The organism is Pandoraea soli (genome assembly GCF_902459595.1).
Lineage (GTDB): Bacteria > Pseudomonadota > Gammaproteobacteria > Burkholderiales > Burkholderiaceae > Pandoraea > Pandoraea cepalis.
The window spans coordinates 314,452-334,061 of record NZ_CABPSG010000002.1 but is presented as its reverse complement, the minus strand read 5'-3'; the positions used below and the strand labels follow the sequence as shown (position 1 = coordinate 334,061).

Genomic DNA, 19,610 nt, shown 5'->3' with positions numbered 1-19,610 from the left:
CCTGATGGTGGGAGGGAAGGTGTCGCGACTCAGCCGCGCGCCGCAATGCGGCTGGCGACCATGATGGCCTTCATCTCGCGCACGGCGTTCTCCCAGCCCGCGAAAAGGGCGTGGGCGACGATCGCGTGTCCGATGTTCAGTTCGGAAATGCCTTCAATCGCGGCGATCGGCTGCACATTTTCATAATGCAAGCCATGTCCGGCGTTGACGCGCAGGCCCAACGACAGACCGAGTGCGACGGCACGTTCGATGCGAGCGAACTCGGCCTCGCGCGTGGCCTCGTCGTGCGCCTCCGCGTAGCGGCCGGTGTGCAGCTCGACCACCGGCGCGCCCATGCGCGCCGCCGCGCGGATCGGTGCTTCGTCCGGATCGATGAACAGCGACACACGGCTGCCCGCTTCGCCGAGTTGCTGCGTCGCCGCAGCCACACGGTCGTACTGAGCGACTACGTCCAGCCCGCCTTCGGTCGTCAGTTCCTGACGACGCTCCGGCACCAGACAAACGTCGTGCGGCTTGGTGCGGCATGCAATCGCCAGCATCTCGTCCGTCACGGCACACTCGAGGTTCATCCGCGTGAGCAGCTTGTCGCGCAGATTCGCCACATCGTCGTCGCGAATATGACGACGGTCCTCACGCAGGTGCAGCGTGATGACATCGGCGCCCGCCGCTTCGGCCAGCAATGCCGCCTTGACCGGGTCGGGATAGGCCGTGCCGCGCGCGTTGCGCAGCGTGGCGACGTGATCGATGTTCACCCCGAGGTCGATGGGGTTGCCGTGGAAGAAGAGGCTCATAGTTTTTGCAGGTCGAGCAGGATCTGCCGCGTGTTGAGCGGAATGCCGCCCAAGTGGTGGTTGAGAAGAAAGCGCATGAGCAGCTTGCTTTGCTGCACGGTCTGCGCGCGGGAATAATCGTCCTGCTCCATGTCGAGCAACGTCTGCCCGATGACGACCGGCCAGTCTGACGGCTCATCGCCGCCCGCCGGGCGCACCCCCCGGTCAGGATGAAACACGTAGCGGCGCTCGGGCGCAACCTTGCCGCGCGTCTGCGTGCAGCGGTCGAACGCCACGGCGTAACCGGTCTCACGCAGCAGCACGCGCTCGAATGCACGCAGGATGATGCCCGCCGGCTCGCCATGCGCAAGATGATGCAGCGTGGTCAGATAGTGCTGGAAGAGCTTGTCGTGCGGATCGTCGCGCGCGCAGAACTTCACCAGCAATTCGTTCAGGTAGAAGCCGGAGAGCAGCGCATCGCCTTCAAGCGGACGCAATCCGCCCACCCACTCGGCCTTGGTCAGCGTGCGCAGCTCGCCCTTGCCAAGCCAGGCGAGCGAGAGCGGCTGAAACGTCTGGAGTACGCCACGCAGCGCCGAGTGCGGACGTTTGGCGCCCTTCGCCACGAGCGCAACGCGGCCGTGGTCGCGCGTGAGCACGTCGATGATCAGGCTGGTTTCGCGATAGGGGTAGCTGTGCAGCACAAAGCCGGGCTGCTCGGTCACGCGGCTTTGCTCACGCTCGGCCGCCCGGGCGGGCGATGGTGCGCGGCGCGCGCGTTTCGTTTCGCGCTTGACGGTATCGGTGTTGGCGTCGGCGTGCTGGAAGGCTTCCGACGCGTCGTCGTCCACATTGCGCGCGCGCGCGCTGCGCGCCTGGCGAGCCCCGATCGCCCCGGCGTGCGAGGCACGAAGGGCCGAAGTCAGCGGCACACCGGCAGCCGACACGTTGCTTGCCGCCAGCGTCACATCGTCCGGCAGCGCAATGTCGTCACGTAAGGTGTCGGGTTCACTCGTAGCCATACGCCCGCAGGCCGGCCTCGTTGTCGGCCCAGCCACCCTTCACCTTGATCCAGACTTCCAGGTACACGGGCCCGTCGAAGAGCTTCGCCATATCGAGACGGGCATCGGTGGAAATCTGTTTGAGCTTCGCCCCCTTGTTGCCGATGATCATCGCCTTGTGGCTGTCGCGATCGACCAGAATCGTTGCGAACACCCGTCGCAGATCCCCTTCCTGCTCGAATTTGTCGATGATCACCGTGCTTGTGTAGGGCAGCTCGTCGCCCGTCCAGCGGAACACCTTCTCACGCAATATCTCGGCCGCCATGAACCGCTCGCTTCGGTCGGTGAGATCGTCTTCGCCATAGATCGGCTCGCCTTCGAGCAAGTACGGACGCAACACCCCAAGCAACCGCTTGGTGTCATCCGGACGCTTCGCGGACAGCGGCACGATCTCGCGGAAGTCGCGCAGATCGCCGACCATTTTCAGGAACGGTAGAATTTCCGCCCTGTCGGCAATGCGATCGAACTTGTTGACGATGAGCAGCACCGGGGTGTTGTCGGGCAGCAGCTTGAGCACCTTCTCGTCGTCCGGGCCGAAGTTGCCCGCTTCAATGACGAACATGACGACATCGACGCTGGACAGCGTGGAGGTCACGGCGCGATTGAGCGATCGGTTCAGCGCGGTGGCGTGACGCGTCTGAAACCCCGGCGTGTCGACGAAGATGTACTGCGCATCGTCGGTGGTGCAAATGCCGGTAATGCGATGCCGCGTCGTCTGCGCCTTGCGCGAGGTGATGCTGATCTTCTGACCGACGAGGGCGTTGAGCAGTGTCGATTTGCCGACGTTCGGACGCCCGACGATCGCCACGGTCCCGCAGCGAAAATCCGTCTTATCGTTCATGTTTGGAAACTCTCTTGAAAGGGGGCGGCGCATTGCGCCCTCCCCCTGAATGGGGCTCAGGCGGCGGCCGGGGGTTGCTTGGCGGCGTCCGACTTCTCGGCAGGTTTTTCGGCGGACTTGTCAGCGGACTTGTCGGTGGCCTTATCGGCGGCTTTATCGGCCGCTTTTTCCGCGGACGCTGTCGGCGTGCGAGCCGCACCGTTGCCAACGAGCGCCGTCATGGCCGGCGCAACGCGCATCTGCCCGGCGCTCTCCGCCATTTTCGCCTCGGATGCCGCGGCCTTCGCCGCCCGCTTCTTCGCGGCCTTGGCGCTCTTCTCGGCCTTCGGCTTGGCAAGTGCCGGCATCTTCTGCACTTCCTCCAGCGCCTTCTTGGCGGCCGCCTGCTCAGCCGCTCGTCGGCTCGCGCCCGATCCGCCCGCCTTGATGTCGAGCTTCGGCACCGTGCACTCCACCTCGAACTGCTGGTTGTGCGCGGCGCCGTGCGTCGCGATCACCGTGTACTGCGGCAACGCAATCTTGTGGCCCTGCAGGTATTCCTGGAGCAGCGTCTTGGCGTCCTTGCCGAGCGTTTTCGGATCGACATGTTCAAGCACGGGCGTGTACAACCGCTCGATCACGGCATACGCCGCTTCGAACCCGCCATCGAGATACATCGCCCCGAACAGCGCTTCAAGGGTATCGGCGAGAATCGACGGGCGGCGGAAACCACCGCTCTTGAGTTCGCCTTCGCCCAGGCGCAGAAATTCGGAGACGCCCAATGTCTGCGCGATTTCGTACAAGGATTGCTGCTTGACGAGATTGGCGCGCACACGCGAGAGGTCGCCTTCGTCGAGCTTGCCGTAGCGACGGAACAGGATCGCTGCGACCGAACAGTTGAGGATGGAATCGCCAAGAAACTCCAACCGCTCATTATTGGCGGCACTGTGGCTACGGTGCGTCAGTGCTTGGCAAAGCAATTCCGCATCGTGGAAGCGGTACTGGAGACGTTCTTCCAGCGTATTCAGAGATTGAGGCATGGCGCAAGTATAGCGCGACGCTCCCGCCCCGGCGCGCGTCGTCGCCAAGAAACGACGGGCTGGACCGCCTTGCGGCAGGCTTTTCGGACTCGCGAGAGGGGGAGGGATCGGACATTTCTGAGGTGACGATACGTCGATCCCCCTAGTGCCCCCTGCCCGTCGCATCATTTAATTCAAATTTGAAAATAATAATGCGGAAAATGGCTTTTTATCGCCAATTTCCGCATTAATCGAACGATCCCCCGGGGAGATAGCTCGCCGTCGATCAGCAAGCTTACTGGAAGCCGCCCAAGCGCTTGAGGTTCGAGAAATTCATCCAGATGAAGAACGCCCGGCCCACAATGTTTTGCTCGGGCACGAAGCCCCAGTAGCGACTGTCCGCGCTGTTGTCGCGGTTATCGCCCATCATGAAGTAGTTGCCCTCCGGCACCTTGCAGATCACGCCCTGGCTGTTGTACTGGCAGTTCTGCTTGTTCGGAAAGTCGTCGGCGCCCAGGATGTAAGGCGGCACGTTCGGGTCGTTAAGAATGCGGTGCTTCACGCCGCCCACCGTCTCTTCGAACTGCTTGAAGTAGGCGATGTGCTCCTCGTCGAAGTAGTCGGGCATGGCGGTCTCGGACACCGGCTGACCGTTCACCGTGAGCTTCTTGTTCTCGTAGGCCACCACGTCGCCCGGCAGGCCGATCACGCGCTTGATGTAGTCCATCGACTCATCTTTCGGGTAGCGAAACACCATCACGTCGCCCCGCTTGGGTTCACCGATCGAGATGATCTTCTTGTTGACCACCGGCAGGCGAATGCCGTAGTCGAACTTGTTCACAAGGATGAAGTCGCCCACGAGCAGCGTCGGAATCATGGAGCCCGACGGAATCTTGAACGGTTCGACCACGAACGAGCGCAGCATGAACACCGCGAGAATCACGGGGAAGAAGCTCGCCGAATACTCGAGCCACCATGGCTGACGCAGCTTGTCGTCGCGCACTTTCGCACGTGCGCTTGCAATCACGCCGCCATCCTGTGAGCCGGAGCCCTGGATGCCAGACCCCTGCGTGGCAAGCTGCTGTTGATCGAATTGCGCCAAGGCGTCCTGTGCTGCCCGGCGGCGCGCCGGTTGAAACACCAACTTGTCGGCCAGCCAGGCCACCCCGGTCACCAGCACCAGGACAAAAAGAATCAGGGCGAAATTCATGCGGGACCTGTCGCTACGTTATTTGTCTTCGACTTGCAAAATGGCAAGGAACGCTTCCTGAGGAATCTCGACACTCCCCACCTGCTTCATGCGCTTCTTGCCTTCCTTCTGTTTCTCAAGCAGCTTCTTCTTGCGCGAGATGTCGCCACCATAGCACTTCGCCAGCACGTTCTTGCGCAAAGCCTTGATGTTCTCACGGGCAATGATGTTTGCGCCGATGGCCGCCTGAATCGCCACATCGTACATCTGGCGCGGAATGATTTCGCGCATCTTCGACGCGACCTGCGCGCCGCGACGGCGGCTCTCCGAACGGTGCACGATGATCGACAGTGCGTCGATCTTGTCGCCGTTGATCAGCATGTCGACCTTGACCACGTCCGACGTGCGGTACTCCTTGAACTCGTAGTCCATCGACGCGTAACCGCGCGACACCGACTTCAGACGATCGAAGAAGTCGAGCACGATCTCGGCCATCGGAATTTCGTAAATCAGGCGCACCTGACGGCCGTGGTATTGCATATCGATCTGCACACCGCGCTTTTGCTGACACAGCGTAACCACCGAGCCGACGTACTCCTGCGGCATGTACAGGTTGACCGTGACGATCGGCTCACGCACTTCTTCAATGCGGCCCGGATCCGGCATCTTCGACGGGTTTTCCACCGTCGTCACCGTGCCATCGCGCTCAACCACCTCATAGATCACGGTCGGCGCCGTGGTGATGAGGTCCATGTCGAACTCGCGCTCCAGGCGCTCCTGCACGATTTCCATGTGCAGCAGGCCCAGGAAGCCGCAACGGAAACCGAATCCCAGTGCCTGCGAAACTTCCGGTTCGTATTGCAGCGAGGCGTCGTTGAGCTTGAGCTTTTCGAGCGATTCGCGCAGCGCGTCGTATTGGTTCGCCTCGACCGGGTACAGGCCGGCGAACACCTGCGGCTTGACTTCCTTGAAGCCCGGCAGCGCCTCGGGCGCCGGCTTGGTCGTGGTCGTCAGCGCATGCGTGACGGTATCGCCGACCTTCGCGGCACCCAGTTCCTTGATGCCCGAGATGATGAAGCCCACCTGACCGGCCGACAGCGACGGGCGTGGCTGCGACTTCGGCGTGAAGACGCCCACTTGCTCGACCGGATAGGTCGCGCCCGTGGCCATCAACTGAATTTTTTCCTTCGGCTTGAGCGTGCCGTTGACGATTCGCACGAGCATGACCACGCCCACGTAATTATCGAACCACGAGTCGATGATCAACGCTTGCAGCGGGGCTGCGGCGTCACCCTTGGGCGGCGGAACCTTGGCGATGAGCGCCTCGAGCACTTCTTCCACACCGAAGCCGGTCTTCGCGGAGCAGCGCACGGCGTCGGTTGCCTCGATACCGATCACGTCCTCGATCTCCTGGATCGCGTTCTCCGGTTCGGCAGACGGCAGGTCAATTTTGTTCAGCACCGGCACGACTTCCACGCCCAGCTCGATCGCCGTGTAGCAGTTCGCCACGGTCTGCGCTTCGACGCCCTGCGAGGCATCGACCACGAGCAGTGCGCCTTCGCATGCGGAGAGCGAGCGGCTCACCTCGTACGAGAAGTCGACGTGCCCCGGGGTATCGATGAGGTTCAGGTTGTATACCTTGCCGTCACGTGCCTTGTATTCCAGGGCAGCCGTTTGCGCCTTGATGGTGATGCCACGCTCTCGCTCGAGATCCATCGAGTCGAGGACCCGGGATTCCATTTCACGATCGGACAGACCGCCGCTCAACTGGATGATGCGATCGGCCAGGGTCGATTTCCCGTGGTCGATGTGGGCGATGATCGAAAAATTGCGGATATGGTCCATTAGGCGGGGCTAGAGAAGAGTCGGTGCCATCGGATTCGGCTCGGCAGCGACTTTCGAGAGAATCGGCAAACACGATATTTTAGCCGAAAGCGTGGCGATGCCGTCCGGAATCGCATGCATCGCGGCAGTCCATCGGAAATGGCGGGAAGCTTGGGGCGATAGGGCGTCGTTCGTGGCAGGGATGGGAAAGGGCGAAACGTCAACCTGAGCGCAATGCGGCAGCGACCGCCGCTGCGTCGAAACGATACCGGCACAACTCGCGCTCGCCGAGCGCAAGCACCGGCACGATCTCGTCGTATTGCGCTTCCAGCGCCGGGTCACTGTCGACATCGATGACGGTGACCGAGAAATTCCACGCCGGACGCATCGCTTCGAGCGCCGCAAGCATGTCATCGCAAAGATGACACCACTTGCGGCCATAGAGCGTCAGCGCCGGCGCATGCATGAGACAGCGGTGTTACTTGCCGGGCGTGCGCGGACGCAGCGGCACGAATTGCGTGGCATCGCCGCGACGCACGAGGATCGGCACGAGGCGCTTCGGATCGAGCGCCTTGACCACGTCCTCAAATTGCTTCGCGCTGACGATGTCGGCATCGCCCACGCGCAGGATGATGTCGCCCTGCTGCAAACCGGCCCGCCCTGCCGAACCTTCGGCCAGTTCGACCTGCACGCCACCGCGCAGCTTCATGTCCTTCTTCTGCGACTCGGTCAGGTCGGAGACCACCAGACCCAGCGCATTCGGGTGGGGCGTGTCGGCACTCCCGCTCTGCGCCTTGGACGCCTTCGGCGTATCCGTATCGGCTTCCGCGACGGTGACGCGCAAGTCCTGGTTCTTGCCCTTGCGCAGCACCTGCAGCATCGCGCTCGACCCGGGCTTGGTCTCGCCGACCATGCGTGGCAGGTCGGTCGCATGATCGACGGCCCGGCCCTCGAACTTCATGATGATGTCACCCGGCTGCACCCCCGCCTTCTCGGCCGGACTACCCGGCTCGATGCTGCGAACCAGCGCACCTTGCGCCCGCGGCAGCCCCAGCGAATCGGCGACTTCCTTGCTGACCTCGCTGATCGCCACGCCGATCCGGCCGCGCACGACCTTGCCGCTCTTCTTGAGCTGGTCGGCCACGCGCATGACTTCGTCGATCGGGATCGCAAACGAAATGCCCATGAAGCCACCGGTCTGGCTGTAGATCATCGAATTGATGCCCACCACCTCGCCGCGCATGTTGATGAGCGGCCCCCCCGAATTGCCCGGGTTCACCGCCACGTCCGTCTGAATGAAAGGCAGGTAATCGCCGGTATCGCGACCCTTGGCCGATACGATGCCCGCCGTTACCGTATTGTCGAGACCGAACGGCGAACCGATGGCCACCACCCATTCGCCAACGCGCAGCTTGTTCGAGTCGCCCACCGGCACGGTCGGCAGGTCCTTGGCGTCGACCTTGACCACGGCAACGTCGGTGCGCTTGTCCGCGCCCATCAGCTTCGCCTTGAACTCGCGTTTGTCGGTGAGGGTAACGTAGATACTTTCGGCGCCATCGACCACGTGCGCGTTGGTCAGAATGTAGCCGTCGGCCGAGACGATGAAGCCCGATCCGACACCGCTGTTCTGCTCTTCATCCGGCTGCGGCTGGCCGCGTCGGGGCGTACCGCCCTTCGGGCCCGGCTGCTGCGGCAGGGGCACACCGAAGAAGCGGCGGAACAGCTCGGCCATGTCGCCGTCCATGCCGGGCGGCAAGCCGCTCTGACTGCGACTGACGCGCTCGGTCGTCCGAATGTTCACGACGGCCGGGCCGACCCGGTCGACCAACTGGGTGAAATCGGGAAGATTGCTGACGAGTGGCGCCGCCGACCCCGAGGCCGGGGCGGCAAAAGCAGCAGGTGCCCCCGCCAATTGCGCGGCAATGGCGCCGCCAAGGATGACACGAAGCAGGAAGGTCTTCTTCATTGGAAGATCGTGGTGCGCGATAGTCTCGGAATGCGTGAAGGCAGTCCAGCCCCCGACAGGGCATTGCGTCTGTCGGCGCCTCGCTGCCCGGACCGCGCCGTCACCGGTCGCGGCCCACCCGACAGCCGGTCACTTCGCCGGCTGTTTGTACTCGATGCTGGAAGCGAACTGCTGCAAGGTTGCCTGCGGCACTTCGCCAAGCAAGGTCAGCCAGTAGTCACCATAGCGCTTGATGAGAATGTTCGTCGCGCCGGCGCTGCCGTGGCCTTCCTTGCGCTCGCGCGTGGCCGGTTCGATAAACACCGAAAGCCCGGCCATGCCGTCTGAATATACCACCTGCTGGACTTCCAGCGGTTTGCCGTCGGCGGTCGAGCGCATGGTGCGACGTACTTCTCGCACCGCCTTGAACCCCGGCACCTTCTTGTCGACGTCGATGCTCCAACCGGCATCGGACAGATGCACCGGTACGATTTGCGGCTTGATGACGTGCCAGCCGTGCGTTGCCTGGATGGCGTGCACGATGCGCGCCTTCTCGCTCGGCACACCGATCGAGATCTGCGAGAACGCCGCCTGCTCGAGCAAATGACCTTCGGCATCGAGGGTCTGGGCGCGCAGCAACAGACCCGTGTTGCGATCGGCCCACAGCCGGTAGCCGAAGCGGTACTCGTCCTTTGGCGTGAGTTCGATCACCATGCAGTCGAAGCCCGCCATGCGCTCATTCGGCAGCAGCTTCGGAGCGTAATAGTCGAGCACGTCGCGATTGGGCGTGGCGAGCAAGGCAGGGAACGAATCCTTGCTCTCGCGCTTTTCCAGGAACACGGTCTTCTGCTCGGGAATGAGCGTGTAGACATCGTCGTTCTGCCGGAGAATGCGACGCTGACGTCCGTCCAGCGTCTCGAGCGCTTCGTACTCGTTACCCTTCTCGGCGAAGTGACTGATCTTCGAAGAGCGCATGGTCGAGCCACGCTGATAAACGAACGTACCGATGTAGTTCTGCGTCTGCGCCGCGCGGTGGATCTTGTTGAGCCACGCGCCGACTTCGCGCCGCTCGATCAGCGGGTCGTTCGTCGGCGCGGAAGCCTGGGCCCACGCCTGCGATTGCAGCGTGGTCGCCAGCAGTAAGGCGAACAGGAAGAAGGTGCGCCCGATGGGCGCACGCGGCAAGGATTCGATACTCAGGCGCTGCATTTATTCGTCCGCTTGCGCCGAGGCTCGCATATAAGGGGAAACGCTCTGGCCGATCGGCGTCGGGGCATATTGCTGGTGTGCCGCCAGATACTGGTCGAGGCGCGCATCGCGCAGCACAATCAGATCGTTCGGTGCCCCCGCGCTCGCGCCGTTGGCCGCCACGGCGGCTTGCGACGGCTGCGACAGCGTGACGCGCGTGAGGCTATTGCCCCCGGCGGCCGGCGTTGCGGCCTGGGCCAGCACCTGCGGCTGCGTGCCGCCAGCCGGGTGATCCTGCAGACGTGGCACCACCACCCATGACAGCGCCGCCACCGCTGCCGCGGCAGCCGCCGTCGGCAGCACGCGGCGTACGCGCAGGAACGGATTGATACGGGTGACGCGCGAGCCCGCCGTCTTGGCGCCTTGTGCGCCGCTTGCCTGGGCGTCGGCCAGTGCGGCCGGCGCGAGAAGGTGAGGCTCGGTTTCGAGGCGCGCCGAGAAGGCCGCCATGAAGGCCGACTCCGATCGCGGCAACGTCAGTTCATCGGAACGCAAGGCGTCTCCGATCAGGTGGTAGTCGTCCCACAAAGGCCGGCCGGAGGCGTCAGCCTCATCCAGCAGGGCAGCTAGCTCGTCCGATTCGAATTCCCCGTCCACCAACGCGGAAATTCGCTCGGCTTGCAGCCCCCGCCGCGTTTGCACCGTCGCTGATCCCATGATATCCCCTAACGAAAATAACTTCCCCGGCGGCGCGCTCACCAACGCTTGCCGTCAGGCGTGTCCAGCAGCGGCCTGAGCCGGCTGGCAATCGCTTCACGCGCCCGGAAAATTCGCGAACGGACCGTTCCGATCGGGCACCCCATGGCTTCGGCGATCTCTTCGTAGCTCAACCCCTCGATTTCCCGCAGGGTAATGGCCGTTCGAAGCTCATCGGGCAAAGCCTCCATCGCCGCGTTGACCGTTTGAGCAATCTGCTTGCTCATCAGCATCGACTCAGGCGTGTTGATATCCCTTAGTTGATCGGCCTCGGCAAAAGTTTCCGCTTCTTCAGCGTTCGCTTCAGTCGAAGTCGGTGCACGGCGTCCCTGCGTTGCCAGATGGTTCTTTGCCGTGTTCACAGCAATACGATACAGCCAAGTATAGAACGCCGACTCGCCGCGAAACTGCGGCAAGGCACGGTAGGCCTTGATGAAGGCCTCCTGCGTCACATCCTCGACCTCGGCGGCGTCGCGCACGAGCCGCGATACGAGGCGGATGATCTTGCGGTGATATTTCGCGACCAGCAGCTCGAAGGCGGCTTTATCGCCTTTTTGCACGCGCTCGACGAGCGCCTGGTCGATTTCTCGTTCACTCACCTGATTGGGATCCGTATTTTCTCTGGCGGCCAGGCCCCAGTCGGGCCTGATGGCTCCACGGCAGCACAGGCCACCGCGGCGGGAAGTGTCTGTTACGCCGCACGCCCGGGCACACTCGCCGGAGCGTGGGTCAGCGGAACGGGACGCCTGCGCGGCGTCCCGCGAACTTAGACTCGCTGGAAGACCAGCGTGCCATTAGTCCCGCCGAATCCGAAAGAGTTCTTCAACGCGACGTCAATTTTCAGATCGCGCGCCACGTTTGCGCAGTAATCCAGGTCGCAAGCGGGGTCCTGGTTGAAGATGTTGATCGTCGGCGGCGACTTCTGATGATGGACGGCCAGCACGGTAAAGACCGATTCCAGGCCGCCCGCGCCACCCAACAGGTGACCGGTCATCGACTTGGTCGAGTTCACCACGACGTTCCTGGCGGCATCGCCCATCAGGCGCTTGACGGCAACCGTCTCGGCGATATCGCCCAGCGGGGTCGACGTGCCGTGCGCATTCACATAGTTCACGGTATCGGCATTGATGCCGGCATCGCGCAGCGCGTTGGTCATGGCGCGCAGCGCGCCGTCGCCGTCTTCGCACGGGGCGGTCATGTGATACGCGTCGGCGCTCATGCCGAAGCCCGTCAGCTCGGCATAGATCTTCGCGCCGCGCGCCTTGGCGTGCTCGTACTCTTCGACCATCATTACGCCAGCGCCTTCGCCAAGCACGAAGCCGTCGCGATCCTTGTCCCACGGACGGCTCGCCGTCGCCGGATCGTCGTTGCGCGTGGACAGCGCGGTCATCGCGGCAAAACCGCCGATGCCCAGCGGCGACACCGTCGACTCGGCGCCACCGGCGAGCACCGCGTCGGCGTCGCCGTACTGGATCATGCGCGCGGCCTGACCAATACAGTGCAGACCGGTCGTGCAGGCGGTGACGATCGCCAGGTTCGGGCCCTTCAGGCCGTACCTGATCGACAGGTGGCCCGAGATCATGTTGATGATCGAGCCGGGCACGAAGAACGGGGAGATCTTGCGCGGACCGCCTTTGAGCAAATCGTCATGCGTGTCTTCGATCATCGGCAGACCGCCAATGCCCGAACCGACCAGCACACCAATACGTTCCGCGTTCGCTTCGGTGACCGTGAGGCCACTGTCTTCGAACGCCTGAATGCCTGCGGCGAGGCCGAAATGGATAAAGGTATCCATGCGGCGCGCTTCTTTGGCCGACAGATACTTCTCGGTCTCGAAGTTTTTGACTTCGCCGGCGAATTGCACCTTGAATTCGCTCGCATCGAACTTCGTGATGTTGGCGATGCCCGAACGGCCCGCGACCAGATTCTCCCAACCCTCGGCAACAGTGTTGCCGACCGGCGAGATCAGGCCCAGACCGGTAATGACGACGCGACGACGACTCACGATACTCCCCTTCTTCTGCTGGGTCTTACAAAACAAAAGCCACAGAGGCGACAGGGTTCGACCCTGTGCTCCCTGCGGCTGACAGGCATGCCTGGCGCCGGGAACCGGTCGGCACCCCGGCCGTCCAGGCGATCCTCCGCGGGCCTCTTAGGCCTTGGAATTGCCTTGAACGTAATCGATGGCTTGCTGCACCGTGGTGATCTTTTCGGCTTGCTCGTCCGGGATTTCCGTCTCGAACTCTTCTTCCAGTGCCATCACCAGCTCAACCGTGTCGAGCGAGTCGGCGCCGAGATCATTCACAAAGCTGGATTCGTTCTTGACGTCAGCTTCGTTCACACCAAGTTGTTCGGCGACGATCTTCTTGACGCGTTGCTCAATGTTATCCATTCAAACCCTCCGGGGTAGTTAGTTCAGACAAGTGCGCGCATTTTAACAGGTTTGCCAAGCAAAGTTAGCCTGCGCCAAATAATGTTCAATATCGCTCAAAATTGCGCATTATCAGCACAATTCCCACGAAATTCCTTTAATTCATGAACATGCCACCGTTCACGTGCAGCGTCGTCCCGGTGATGTAGCCCGCCTGCGGCGACGCGAGGAACGCCACGGCATTGGCGATGTCTTCCGGTGCACCGAGGCGGCCCAGCGGAATCCGCGCTTTGAGCGCCTCGTGCTGCGCTTCGCCCAGCGCCTTGGTCATATCGGTGTCGATGAAACCCGGGGCGACACAGTTGACGGTGATGTTTCGACTGCCGATCTCGGCAGCCAGCGAACGGGACATTCCGGCAACGCCGGCCTTGGCGGCCGCGTAATTGGCCTGCCCCGGGTTGCCCGCCGATCCGACGACCGAGGTCACGTTGATGATTCGGCCGGTACGTGCCTTCATCATCGGCTTGATGACGGCCCGCGACAGACGGAAGATCGCCTTGAGGTTCGTGTCGATCACGTCGTCCCACTCGTCGTCCTTCATCCGCATGGCGAGATTATCGCGCGTGATGCCGGCGTTATTGACGAGGACGTCGAGCTTGCCGTACTGCTTGAGGATGTCGTCGAGTGCCGCTGCCACACCTTCGGCGTCGGTCACATTCAGGACGATGCCCCTGCCCGTCACGCCGGCCTCGGTGAAATACGCGGTAATGCCTTGCGCACCGGCTTCGCTGGTGGCGGTGCCCACGACCGTGGCGCCCTGGCGAGCGAGTTCGAGGGCAATGGCACGACCGATGCCGCGCGAAGCGCCGGTCACCAGCGCCACGTGGTTGTCGAGTTGCTTGCTCATGAGAGAAATACCCTTGACTGTGACTTACGAGAGTTGCGCGCGCACGTCGACGAGCGACGCCGGATCGGTGATCGCCAGTCCGGTGAGCGTGCCGTCGATGCGCTTGGTCAGGCCGCTGAGCACCTTTCCCGGACCGCATTCAACGACTTGCGTCACACCCTGCGCCGCAAGCCACTTGACCGATTCGACCCAGCGCACCGGCGCCGCGGCCTGACGCACCAACGCCTCCTTGATGCGCGCCACATCGGTTTCGACGGCGACATCGACATTGTTGACGAGCGGAATCTGCGGCGCGCTGAACGTCACGTCGGCCAGGTACTCGCGCAGACGATCCGACGCCGGCTTGAGCAGCGACGAGTGGAACGGCGCCGACACCGGCAGCACGAGCGCGCGCTTTGCCCCGGCGGCCTTCGCCAGTTCACAGGCCTTTTCCACGCCCGCCTTCGCGCCGGCAATCACGACCTGTGCCGGCGCGTTGAAGTTGACGGCCTCGACGACGCCCGCGGCCGACGCTTCGGCGCAGACGTTGCGAACGGTGTCGTCATCCAGGCCCAGAATGGCCGCCATGCCCCCTTGCCCGACGGGGACGGCTTCCTGCATCGCTTGCGCGCGAAAACGCACGAGCGGCACGGCATCCTTGAACGCGATCACGCCCGCAGCGACCAGCGCCGTGTATTCACCGAGGCTGTGGCCCGCGACGAACGCGGGCTTGGCACCGCCGTCGGCCAACCATGCGCGGTACATCGCGTAGGCTGCGGTGAGCATCACCGGCTGAGTGTTGGTCGTCAGATTGAGGTCTTCGGCCGGGCCGGCGGCAATCAGCTTGGCGATATCCTGCCCAAGAGCATCCGAAGCTTCGGCAAGGGTCTCGCGCACTACCGCGTTGTCTGCGAAGGCATCGAGCATGCCCACCGATTGGGAACCTTGTCCCGGGAAAACGAAAGCGAATGTCATAGCGCCTGGTTTTGCAGTCAGATTCAGAAACATTGCGGCGCCCTGTCGCGCACCGACTTGGAGGCATGGCGGCACGCGCGCGAGCGCCGCGCCCGCTTACATGCGGAACAACACAGCGCCCCACGTAAAGCCGCCACCCACGCCTTCGATCATGACGTTCTGGCCCGGCTTGATGCGACCGTCACGAACCGCGACGTCGAGCGCCAGCGGAATCGACGCGGCGGACGTATTGCCATGCTGATCAACGGTCACGACCATCTTCTCTTCCGGCAGTCCGAGCTTGCGGGCCGAACTCGTCATGATGCGCAGGTTGGCCTGATGCGGAATCAGCCAGTCGATTTCCGACGACGCCAACCCGGCCTTGTCGAGGGCCTCGTGGGCCACTTTTTCCAGCAGGCGCACCGCCAGCTTGAACACGGCCTGGCCGTCCATATAGAGGAACGCTTCGCCCCGCACTGCGCCGCCGCTCACATTGCCCGGCACGCACAGAATGTTCGCGTGGCTTCCGTCCGCATGCAGCGCGCTCGCCAGAATGCCCGGCTCGCTGGACGCCTGCAACACGACCGCGCCCGCACCGTCGCCGAACAGCACGCACGTCGTGCGGTCGGTGAAATCGAGAATACGCGAGAAGGTCTCGGCACCGATAACGAGGACGTTGCGGTACGCACCGGTGCGAATGAAGTTGTCGGCCGTTGCCATGGCGTAGGCAAAACCGGAGCAAACCGCCTGAATGTCGAACGCCGCGCAGCCGTTATCGATCCCGAGCTTGTTCTGCACGAGGCAGGCGGTGCTCGGAAACACGAAATCCGGCGTCGACGTGGCGACGATGATGAGGTCGAGCTGGTCGGCACTCAGACCGGCCATGTCGAGCGCGCGCTTGGCGGCTTCCACGGCCATGTCGCTGCTCGTTTGATCGGGCGCGGCGAAATGGCGGGCCTGGATACCGGTGCGCGCAACGATCCACTCGTCGCTCGTCTCGATGCCACGGGTGGCCAGCTCGTCGGCCAACTGCTGATTGGTCACGCGGCGCGCCGGCAGGTAGCTGCCGGTACCAACGATGCGGGAATGAATCGCGGACTGAGTCATCTTATGATCGGTTAGAGCGCCGGAGCGAGGCCGCCGGCGTCAAAGCGCCGGGATGGCGCCCACCGGCTTGTTGTCCTGGAGCTGGGTCTGATTCTCATGCATGGCGCGCGACAAACGGTCGAGCACGCCATTGCGAACTGCATCATAGCCGCGTTTGATGGCCCATTCAAACGAATAGGCATCGGCGGAGCCGTGGCTCTTGATCACAAGCGCACGCAACCCGAGCAATGCTGCCCCGTTGTAACGGCGATGATCGACGCGGTTCTTGAAGCGGGAGAGAATCGGCAGCGCAACGACAGCGATCACCTTCGTCCACCACGTACGGGTGAATTCTTCGCGGATCATGTCGCCGAGCATTTGTGCCAGGCCTTCGGAAGTCTTGAGGGCAACATTGCCCACGAATCCGTCGCACACGACGATGTCGGTCGTGCCGCGATAGATATCGTTACCCTCGACGTTGCCGTAGAAGTTCAGCGTGGAGCCGCGCAGCAGCTCGCCCGCCTGCCGGATGACGTCGTTGCCCTTGATGACTTCTTCGCCAATGTTGAGCAGGCCGATCGACGGACGCTCCTTGCCATCGACCGCCGCCACGAGCGCATGGCCCATCTCGGCGAATTGCAGCAAGTGCGTCGGCTCGCAATCGACGTTCGCGCCGAGATCGAGCATCGTGGTATAGCCGCCCTTCTGGTTCGGCAGCACGGTGGCGATGGCCGGCCGCTCGATGCCCGGCAGCGTCTTGAGCACATAGCGCGAGACGGCCATCAGCGCGCCGGTATTACCGGCGGACACGCAGGCTTGCGCGCGCGCGTCCTTGACCAGATTGAGCGCCACACGCATCGAGGAGTCTTTCTTCCTGCGCAGGGCGGTCTCGACGGAGTCGTCCATCGCGACAACTTCGGTCGCGTTGACCACGGACAGGCGCGGATGATCCGTCGCGCGCAACTTCGCGAGTTGCGCGTTAATGATCTCCTGCTGTCCGACCAGCACAAGTTCGACATCGTCGGTGGACTGCACGAAGCGAACCGCGGCCGGCACCGTCACCGATGGGCCGTGATCTCCGCCCATGCAATCGATCGTCAGGGTGACTGTCATGTCGACGTGATTGGCTTGCGGTACAGGTAACAAAAAAAGCGGCAGGATAAGTGCCGCTTTTGCCACATCGGACGATCAAGCAGCGCCATGATGGGCGCGTATCGCCTGGAGGGCCGAATTAGTCGTTCTTGGTCTTGATGACCTTGCGACCACGGTAGAAACCGTTCGGCGAGATGTGGTGACGCATATGCGTCTCACCCGACGTCGGCTCGACGGCAGTCGCCGGCGCGGTCAGGAAATCGTGCGAACGGTGCATACCGCGCTTCGACGGCGACTTCTTGTTCTGTTGAACGGCCATGATAACTCCTCAAAATATCGCGAAATTTTAACACAGTTCGAGCGCCGCCCTACGGTGTCGGCCTGTCGGCCCGACCTGTGCGACTAACGCAAACTTGTACGTTGGTGCGCCGGAGACCCGGCCGCACGTTACTTTCCGTCCTTGTCCGGCGAGCGCTTGAGCGCTGCCAGCGCCGCGAACGGAGACGGCTTATCCTCTTCTTCGGGCGGCAGGGCAGGTTCTGTCAACCCGTCGTCGCCCGTGGCCAAGCTTTCGTGAACATTCGGACAAACCTCATGCTTGGGCACGATCGGCAAAGCCAACAGCAATTCTTCCTCGATCAGCTCGCGCAAATCGAAATGTTTGGAGCCGACCAACGCCTCGAACTCATCGTCATCGAGGGGGCGGGCTTCCGCGGCCGCTTCGTCACGCACAATCTCGAAGGTCGTCTCCGAATCGAGCGGCTCCTGGTACGGCGTGAGGCATCGCTGGCATTCGAGCCACATCGGGCCTTCGACCGACAGCGTCAGGAACTGCGCCACCGTAGGCTTTCCGTCGGCACGCAGCACCTGCTTTTCGACGCCTTCGGCGCGCCAGTGGAACACACCCTGGGCGCGTCCCGACGCCGAGACTTCGGCGGGCACTTCGGTTACCATGCGCGGCAATGCCGCAAGTTGCACGTCACCTTCCGCCACCCGGCCGGTACGCGCGAATTCGAACAGATCGACGATATATTCGTTCATCACGCTCATCCTTGCCTTGGCGCATCTGAGCGCGTTTTCAACGTCCCCTGCCACCCGCAGCGCCTTGATCCGACGCCGTTTCCGGGCGTTTGGACCAGTACCGTGCAGACTGGCGGGACCGAGCGCCAGATTGCAAAAGCCGTGAATTTTAAATAGTTTTTCGTTTCTCGTCAAACACTTAAACCCGATGACCGTACAACCCCCGCCACCGCTGATCCTGGCCTCCGGATCGCGCTATCGACGTGAGCTGCTCGAGCGCCTGCGCGTGCCCTTCACGGTCGACGCCCCGGACATCGACGAAACGCCCGCCCCCGGCGAAATGCCGCGCGATACCTCGCTGCGCCTGGCCCGTCGGAAGGCACAGGCGGTGGCCGAGCGCCGACCGGGCGCCATCGTCATCGGCTCCGACCAGGTCGCCACGTTCGAAGGCCGCCAGATCGGCAAACCCGGCAATTTCGAGAACGCCATGACACAGTTGCGCGACATGCGCGGCAAGGTCGTCGAATTTCACTCTGCCCTGTGCGTGCACGATGCCCGCAACGGCGAAACGCAAGCCAAAGATGTCGTGACGCGGGTGAAGTTCCGCGATCTGCCCGACGACGTGCTCGCCGCCTATCTTCACGCCGAGACCCCCTACGACTGCGCCGGCGCCGCCAAATCCGAGGGGCTGGGCATCATGCTGCTCGAAACCATCGAGAACGACGACCCGACCGCGCTCATCGGCCTGCCGCTGATTGCGCTCACGACCATGCTGATGAACACCGGCATTCGCCTGCCCGGCCCCGGCGCAACAGGGGCGGCAGCATGAGCGGCACGCTGTATCTGATCCCGAACACGCTTGGCACGAACACCCGCGGCGGCCTGCCTGCAGTACTGCCTGAAGACGTCCGCAACGTGACGGCCGGCCTGACGTATTTTGTCGGCGAGCAGGCCAAGAGCACGCGAGCATTCCTCAAATTGGTCGGGGTGTCCACACCGATTCAGGAAATCGATATTCGCGAGTTGAACGTCAACACGCCGGCAGCGGCCATCGATGCACTCCTCGCGCCGATCCTTGCCGGCGCCGACGGCGGCCTCGTCTCGGAGGCCGGCTGCCCAGCCGTGGCGGACCCGGGGGCGCTTCTGGTAAGGCGAGCGCACGATAAAGGGGTGCGCGTGGTGCCGTTCGTCGGCCCGAGTTCGATTCTGCTCGCCTTGATGGCCAGCGGACTGAACGGGCAGAGTTTCGCCTTCCACGGCTACCTGCCGACGGATGGGGCCGATCGTGCAAAGCGCTTGCGCGAACTTGAGCAGCGCTCGCGCAAGGAGAAGCAGACGCAGATCTTCATCGAGACGCCCTATCGCAACAAGGCCATGCTCGACGCGCTACTGCAGACCTGCGACGCTTCCACCCTGCTTTGCGTCGCCGTCGACATCACGCAGGACGGCGAGCAAATTGTCACGCATCAGGTCAAGGGATGGCCTCAGACGCGTGTCGATCTGCACAAGCGCCCCGCCATTTTCCTGTTTCTGGGCCAGTAACGCCCGATATCAGCTTGGGCAAAAGACAACGCCACGGAGAACTTCCGTGGCGTTGTCGCTTGCGTGCTTGCGTTCCGCGGTGCGTCG

At 63.0% G+C, this 19,610-nt stretch carries 20 protein-coding genes and 1 pseudogene; 2 read left to right on the top strand and 19 right to left on the bottom strand.

All coding sequences use genetic code 11. The annotated features are described in order from the left end of the window. Positions 1-29: 29 nt before the first annotated feature. The 19 genes and pseudogenes from pdxJ to PSO31014_RS05400 form a co-directional block, all read right to left on the bottom strand. Positions 30-791 carry a pyridoxine 5'-phosphate synthase gene (gene pdxJ / locus PSO31014_RS05490; protein ID WP_150550685.1) on the bottom strand — a complete coding sequence of 254 codons (762 nt, stop codon included), beginning with the start codon at positions 789-791 and terminating at the stop codon, positions 30-32. Continuing rightward, complete coding sequence (gene recO / locus PSO31014_RS05485) at positions 788-1,792, bottom strand: DNA repair protein RecO (RefSeq protein ID WP_150550684.1); 1,005 nt, start codon at positions 1,790-1,792, stop codon at positions 788-790. The genes pdxJ and recO overlap by 4 nt, the downstream gene beginning before the upstream one ends. After that, positions 1,779-2,672: a GTPase Era gene (era, locus tag PSO31014_RS05480; RefSeq protein ID WP_150550683.1), complete on the bottom strand. Its 894-nt coding sequence runs from the start codon at positions 2,670-2,672 to the stop codon at positions 1,779-1,781. The genes recO and era overlap by 14 nt, the downstream gene beginning before the upstream one ends. 59 nt (positions 2,673-2,731) lie before the next feature. Further along, a pseudogene (rnc, locus tag PSO31014_RS05475) lies at positions 2,732-3,691 on the bottom strand (ribonuclease III); the annotation flags it as partial. Positions 3,692-3,965: 274 nt separating this feature from the next. Next, positions 3,966-4,880 (bottom strand): signal peptidase I, encoded by a 915-nt coding sequence (gene lepB / locus PSO31014_RS05470; RefSeq protein WP_150550681.1) that lies wholly within the window; start codon positions 4,878-4,880, stop codon positions 3,966-3,968. An 18-nt stretch (positions 4,881-4,898) separates the two neighbouring features. After that, on the bottom strand, positions 4,899-6,704 hold the full coding sequence (lepA, locus tag PSO31014_RS05465; RefSeq protein WP_130026949.1) for a translation elongation factor 4: 1,806 nt from the start codon (positions 6,702-6,704) through the stop codon (positions 4,899-4,901). Positions 6,705-6,903: 199 nt separating this feature from the next. Then, positions 6,904-7,149 (bottom strand): glutaredoxin family protein, encoded by a 246-nt coding sequence (locus PSO31014_RS05460; RefSeq protein ID WP_130026950.1) that lies wholly within the window; start codon positions 7,147-7,149, stop codon positions 6,904-6,906. A gap of 12 nt (positions 7,150-7,161) precedes the next feature. Next, positions 7,162-8,649: a DegQ family serine endoprotease gene (locus PSO31014_RS05455; RefSeq protein WP_150550680.1), complete on the bottom strand. Its 1,488-nt coding sequence runs from the start codon at positions 8,647-8,649 to the stop codon at positions 7,162-7,164. A gap of 129 nt (positions 8,650-8,778) precedes the next feature. Next, positions 8,779-9,837 carry a MucB/RseB C-terminal domain-containing protein gene (locus PSO31014_RS05450; RefSeq protein WP_150550679.1) on the bottom strand — a complete coding sequence of 353 codons (1,059 nt, stop codon included), beginning with the start codon at positions 9,835-9,837 and terminating at the stop codon, positions 8,779-8,781. Beyond that, the gene (locus PSO31014_RS05445; RefSeq protein WP_150550678.1) at positions 9,838-10,533 is read right to left on the bottom strand and encodes a sigma-E factor negative regulatory protein; all 696 of its coding nucleotides are present in this window, start codon (positions 10,531-10,533) and stop codon (positions 9,838-9,840) included. A gap of 38 nt (positions 10,534-10,571) precedes the next feature. Beyond that, a complete protein-coding gene (gene rpoE / locus PSO31014_RS05440) occupies positions 10,572-11,171 on the bottom strand; it encodes an RNA polymerase sigma factor RpoE (protein ID WP_150550677.1) in 600 nt (199 codons plus the stop codon). Positions 11,172-11,338: 167 nt separating this feature from the next. Continuing rightward, positions 11,339-12,577 carry a beta-ketoacyl-ACP synthase II gene (gene fabF, locus PSO31014_RS05435; RefSeq protein WP_150550676.1) on the bottom strand — a complete coding sequence of 413 codons (1,239 nt, stop codon included), beginning with the start codon at positions 12,575-12,577 and terminating at the stop codon, positions 11,339-11,341. Positions 12,578-12,724: 147 nt separating this feature from the next. Next, positions 12,725-12,964 (bottom strand): acyl carrier protein, encoded by a 240-nt coding sequence (gene acpP / locus PSO31014_RS05430; RefSeq protein WP_017232505.1) that lies wholly within the window; start codon positions 12,962-12,964, stop codon positions 12,725-12,727. Positions 12,965-13,100: 136 nt separating this feature from the next. Beyond that, complete coding sequence (gene fabG, locus PSO31014_RS05425; RefSeq protein WP_150550675.1) at positions 13,101-13,850, bottom strand: 3-oxoacyl-ACP reductase FabG; 750 nt, start codon at positions 13,848-13,850, stop codon at positions 13,101-13,103. A 24-nt stretch (positions 13,851-13,874) separates the two neighbouring features. Next, a complete protein-coding gene (fabD, locus tag PSO31014_RS05420; protein WP_150550674.1) occupies positions 13,875-14,804 on the bottom strand; it encodes an ACP S-malonyltransferase in 930 nt (309 codons plus the stop codon). A 96-nt stretch (positions 14,805-14,900) separates the two neighbouring features. After that, a complete protein-coding gene (locus PSO31014_RS05415; RefSeq protein ID WP_150550673.1) occupies positions 14,901-15,890 on the bottom strand; it encodes a beta-ketoacyl-ACP synthase III in 990 nt (329 codons plus the stop codon). Positions 15,891-15,929: 39 nt separating this feature from the next. Then, the gene (gene plsX / locus PSO31014_RS05410; protein WP_150550672.1) at positions 15,930-16,982 is read right to left on the bottom strand and encodes a phosphate acyltransferase PlsX; all 1,053 of its coding nucleotides are present in this window, start codon (positions 16,980-16,982) and stop codon (positions 15,930-15,932) included. A 118-nt stretch (positions 16,983-17,100) separates the two neighbouring features. Then, entirely contained in the window at positions 17,101-17,280 is a 180-nt protein-coding gene (gene rpmF, locus PSO31014_RS05405; RefSeq protein WP_017232500.1) for a 50S ribosomal protein L32, read from the bottom strand. A gap of 128 nt (positions 17,281-17,408) precedes the next feature. Continuing rightward, positions 17,409-18,011, bottom strand: coding sequence for a YceD family protein (locus tag PSO31014_RS05400; RefSeq protein ID WP_150550853.1), 603 nt, complete (start codon positions 18,009-18,011; stop codon positions 17,409-17,411). Positions 18,012-18,189: 178 nt separating this feature from the next. Between PSO31014_RS05400 and PSO31014_RS05395 the strand changes: the two genes are divergently transcribed. Further along, complete coding sequence (locus PSO31014_RS05395) at positions 18,190-18,810, top strand: Maf-like protein (RefSeq protein WP_150550671.1); 621 nt, start codon at positions 18,190-18,192, stop codon at positions 18,808-18,810. Continuing rightward, a complete protein-coding gene (locus PSO31014_RS05390) occupies positions 18,807-19,523 on the top strand; it encodes an SAM-dependent methyltransferase (RefSeq protein ID WP_150550670.1) in 717 nt (238 codons plus the stop codon). The genes PSO31014_RS05395 and PSO31014_RS05390 overlap by 4 nt, the downstream gene beginning before the upstream one ends. Positions 19,524-19,610: the final 87 nt, after the last annotated feature.

Excerpts from the sequence above, each read along its gene's own strand:
- pdxJ (WP_150550685.1), bottom strand. The coding sequence starts at position 791 with ATGAGCCTCTTCTTCCACGGCAACCCCATCGACCTCGGGGTGAACATC.
- recO (WP_150550684.1), bottom strand. The coding sequence starts at position 1,792 with ATGGCTACGAGTGAACCCGACACCTTACGTGACGACATTGCGCTGCCG.
- era (WP_150550683.1), bottom strand. The coding sequence starts at position 2,672 with ATGAACGATAAGACGGATTTTCGCTGCGGGACCGTGGCGATCGTCGGG.
- lepB (WP_150550681.1), bottom strand. The coding sequence starts at position 4,880 with ATGAATTTCGCCCTGATTCTTTTTGTCCTGGTGCTGGTGACCGGGGTG.
- lepA (WP_130026949.1), bottom strand. The coding sequence starts at position 6,704 with ATGGACCATATCCGCAATTTTTCGATCATCGCCCACATCGACCACGGG.
- PSO31014_RS05460 (WP_130026950.1), bottom strand. The coding sequence starts at position 7,149 with ATGCATGCGCCGGCGCTGACGCTCTATGGCCGCAAGTGGTGTCATCTT.
- PSO31014_RS05455 (WP_150550680.1), bottom strand. The coding sequence starts at position 8,649 with ATGAAGAAGACCTTCCTGCTTCGTGTCATCCTTGGCGGCGCCATTGCC.
- PSO31014_RS05450 (WP_150550679.1), bottom strand. The coding sequence starts at position 9,837 with ATGCAGCGCCTGAGTATCGAATCCTTGCCGCGTGCGCCCATCGGGCGC.
- PSO31014_RS05445 (WP_150550678.1), bottom strand. The coding sequence starts at position 10,533 with ATGGGATCAGCGACGGTGCAAACGCGGCGGGGGCTGCAAGCCGAGCGA.
- acpP (WP_017232505.1), bottom strand. The coding sequence starts at position 12,964 with ATGGATAACATTGAGCAACGCGTCAAGAAGATCGTCGCCGAACAACTT.
- fabG (WP_150550675.1), bottom strand. The coding sequence starts at position 13,850 with ATGAGCAAGCAACTCGACAACCACGTGGCGCTGGTGACCGGCGCTTCG.
- fabD (WP_150550674.1), bottom strand. The coding sequence starts at position 14,804 with ATGACATTCGCTTTCGTTTTCCCGGGACAAGGTTCCCAATCGGTGGGC.
- PSO31014_RS05415 (WP_150550673.1), bottom strand. The coding sequence starts at position 15,890 with ATGACTCAGTCCGCGATTCATTCCCGCATCGTTGGTACCGGCAGCTAC.
- plsX (WP_150550672.1), bottom strand. The coding sequence starts at position 16,982 with ATGACAGTCACCCTGACGATCGATTGCATGGGCGGAGATCACGGCCCA.
- rpmF (WP_017232500.1), bottom strand. The coding sequence starts at position 17,280 with ATGGCCGTTCAACAGAACAAGAAGTCGCCGTCGAAGCGCGGTATGCAC.
- PSO31014_RS05400 (WP_150550853.1), bottom strand. The coding sequence starts at position 18,011 with ATGAGCGTGATGAACGAATATATCGTCGATCTGTTCGAATTCGCGCGT.
- PSO31014_RS05395 (WP_150550671.1), top strand. The coding sequence starts at position 18,190 with ATGACCGTACAACCCCCGCCACCGCTGATCCTGGCCTCCGGATCGCGC.
- PSO31014_RS05390 (WP_150550670.1), top strand. The coding sequence starts at position 18,807 with ATGAGCGGCACGCTGTATCTGATCCCGAACACGCTTGGCACGAACACC.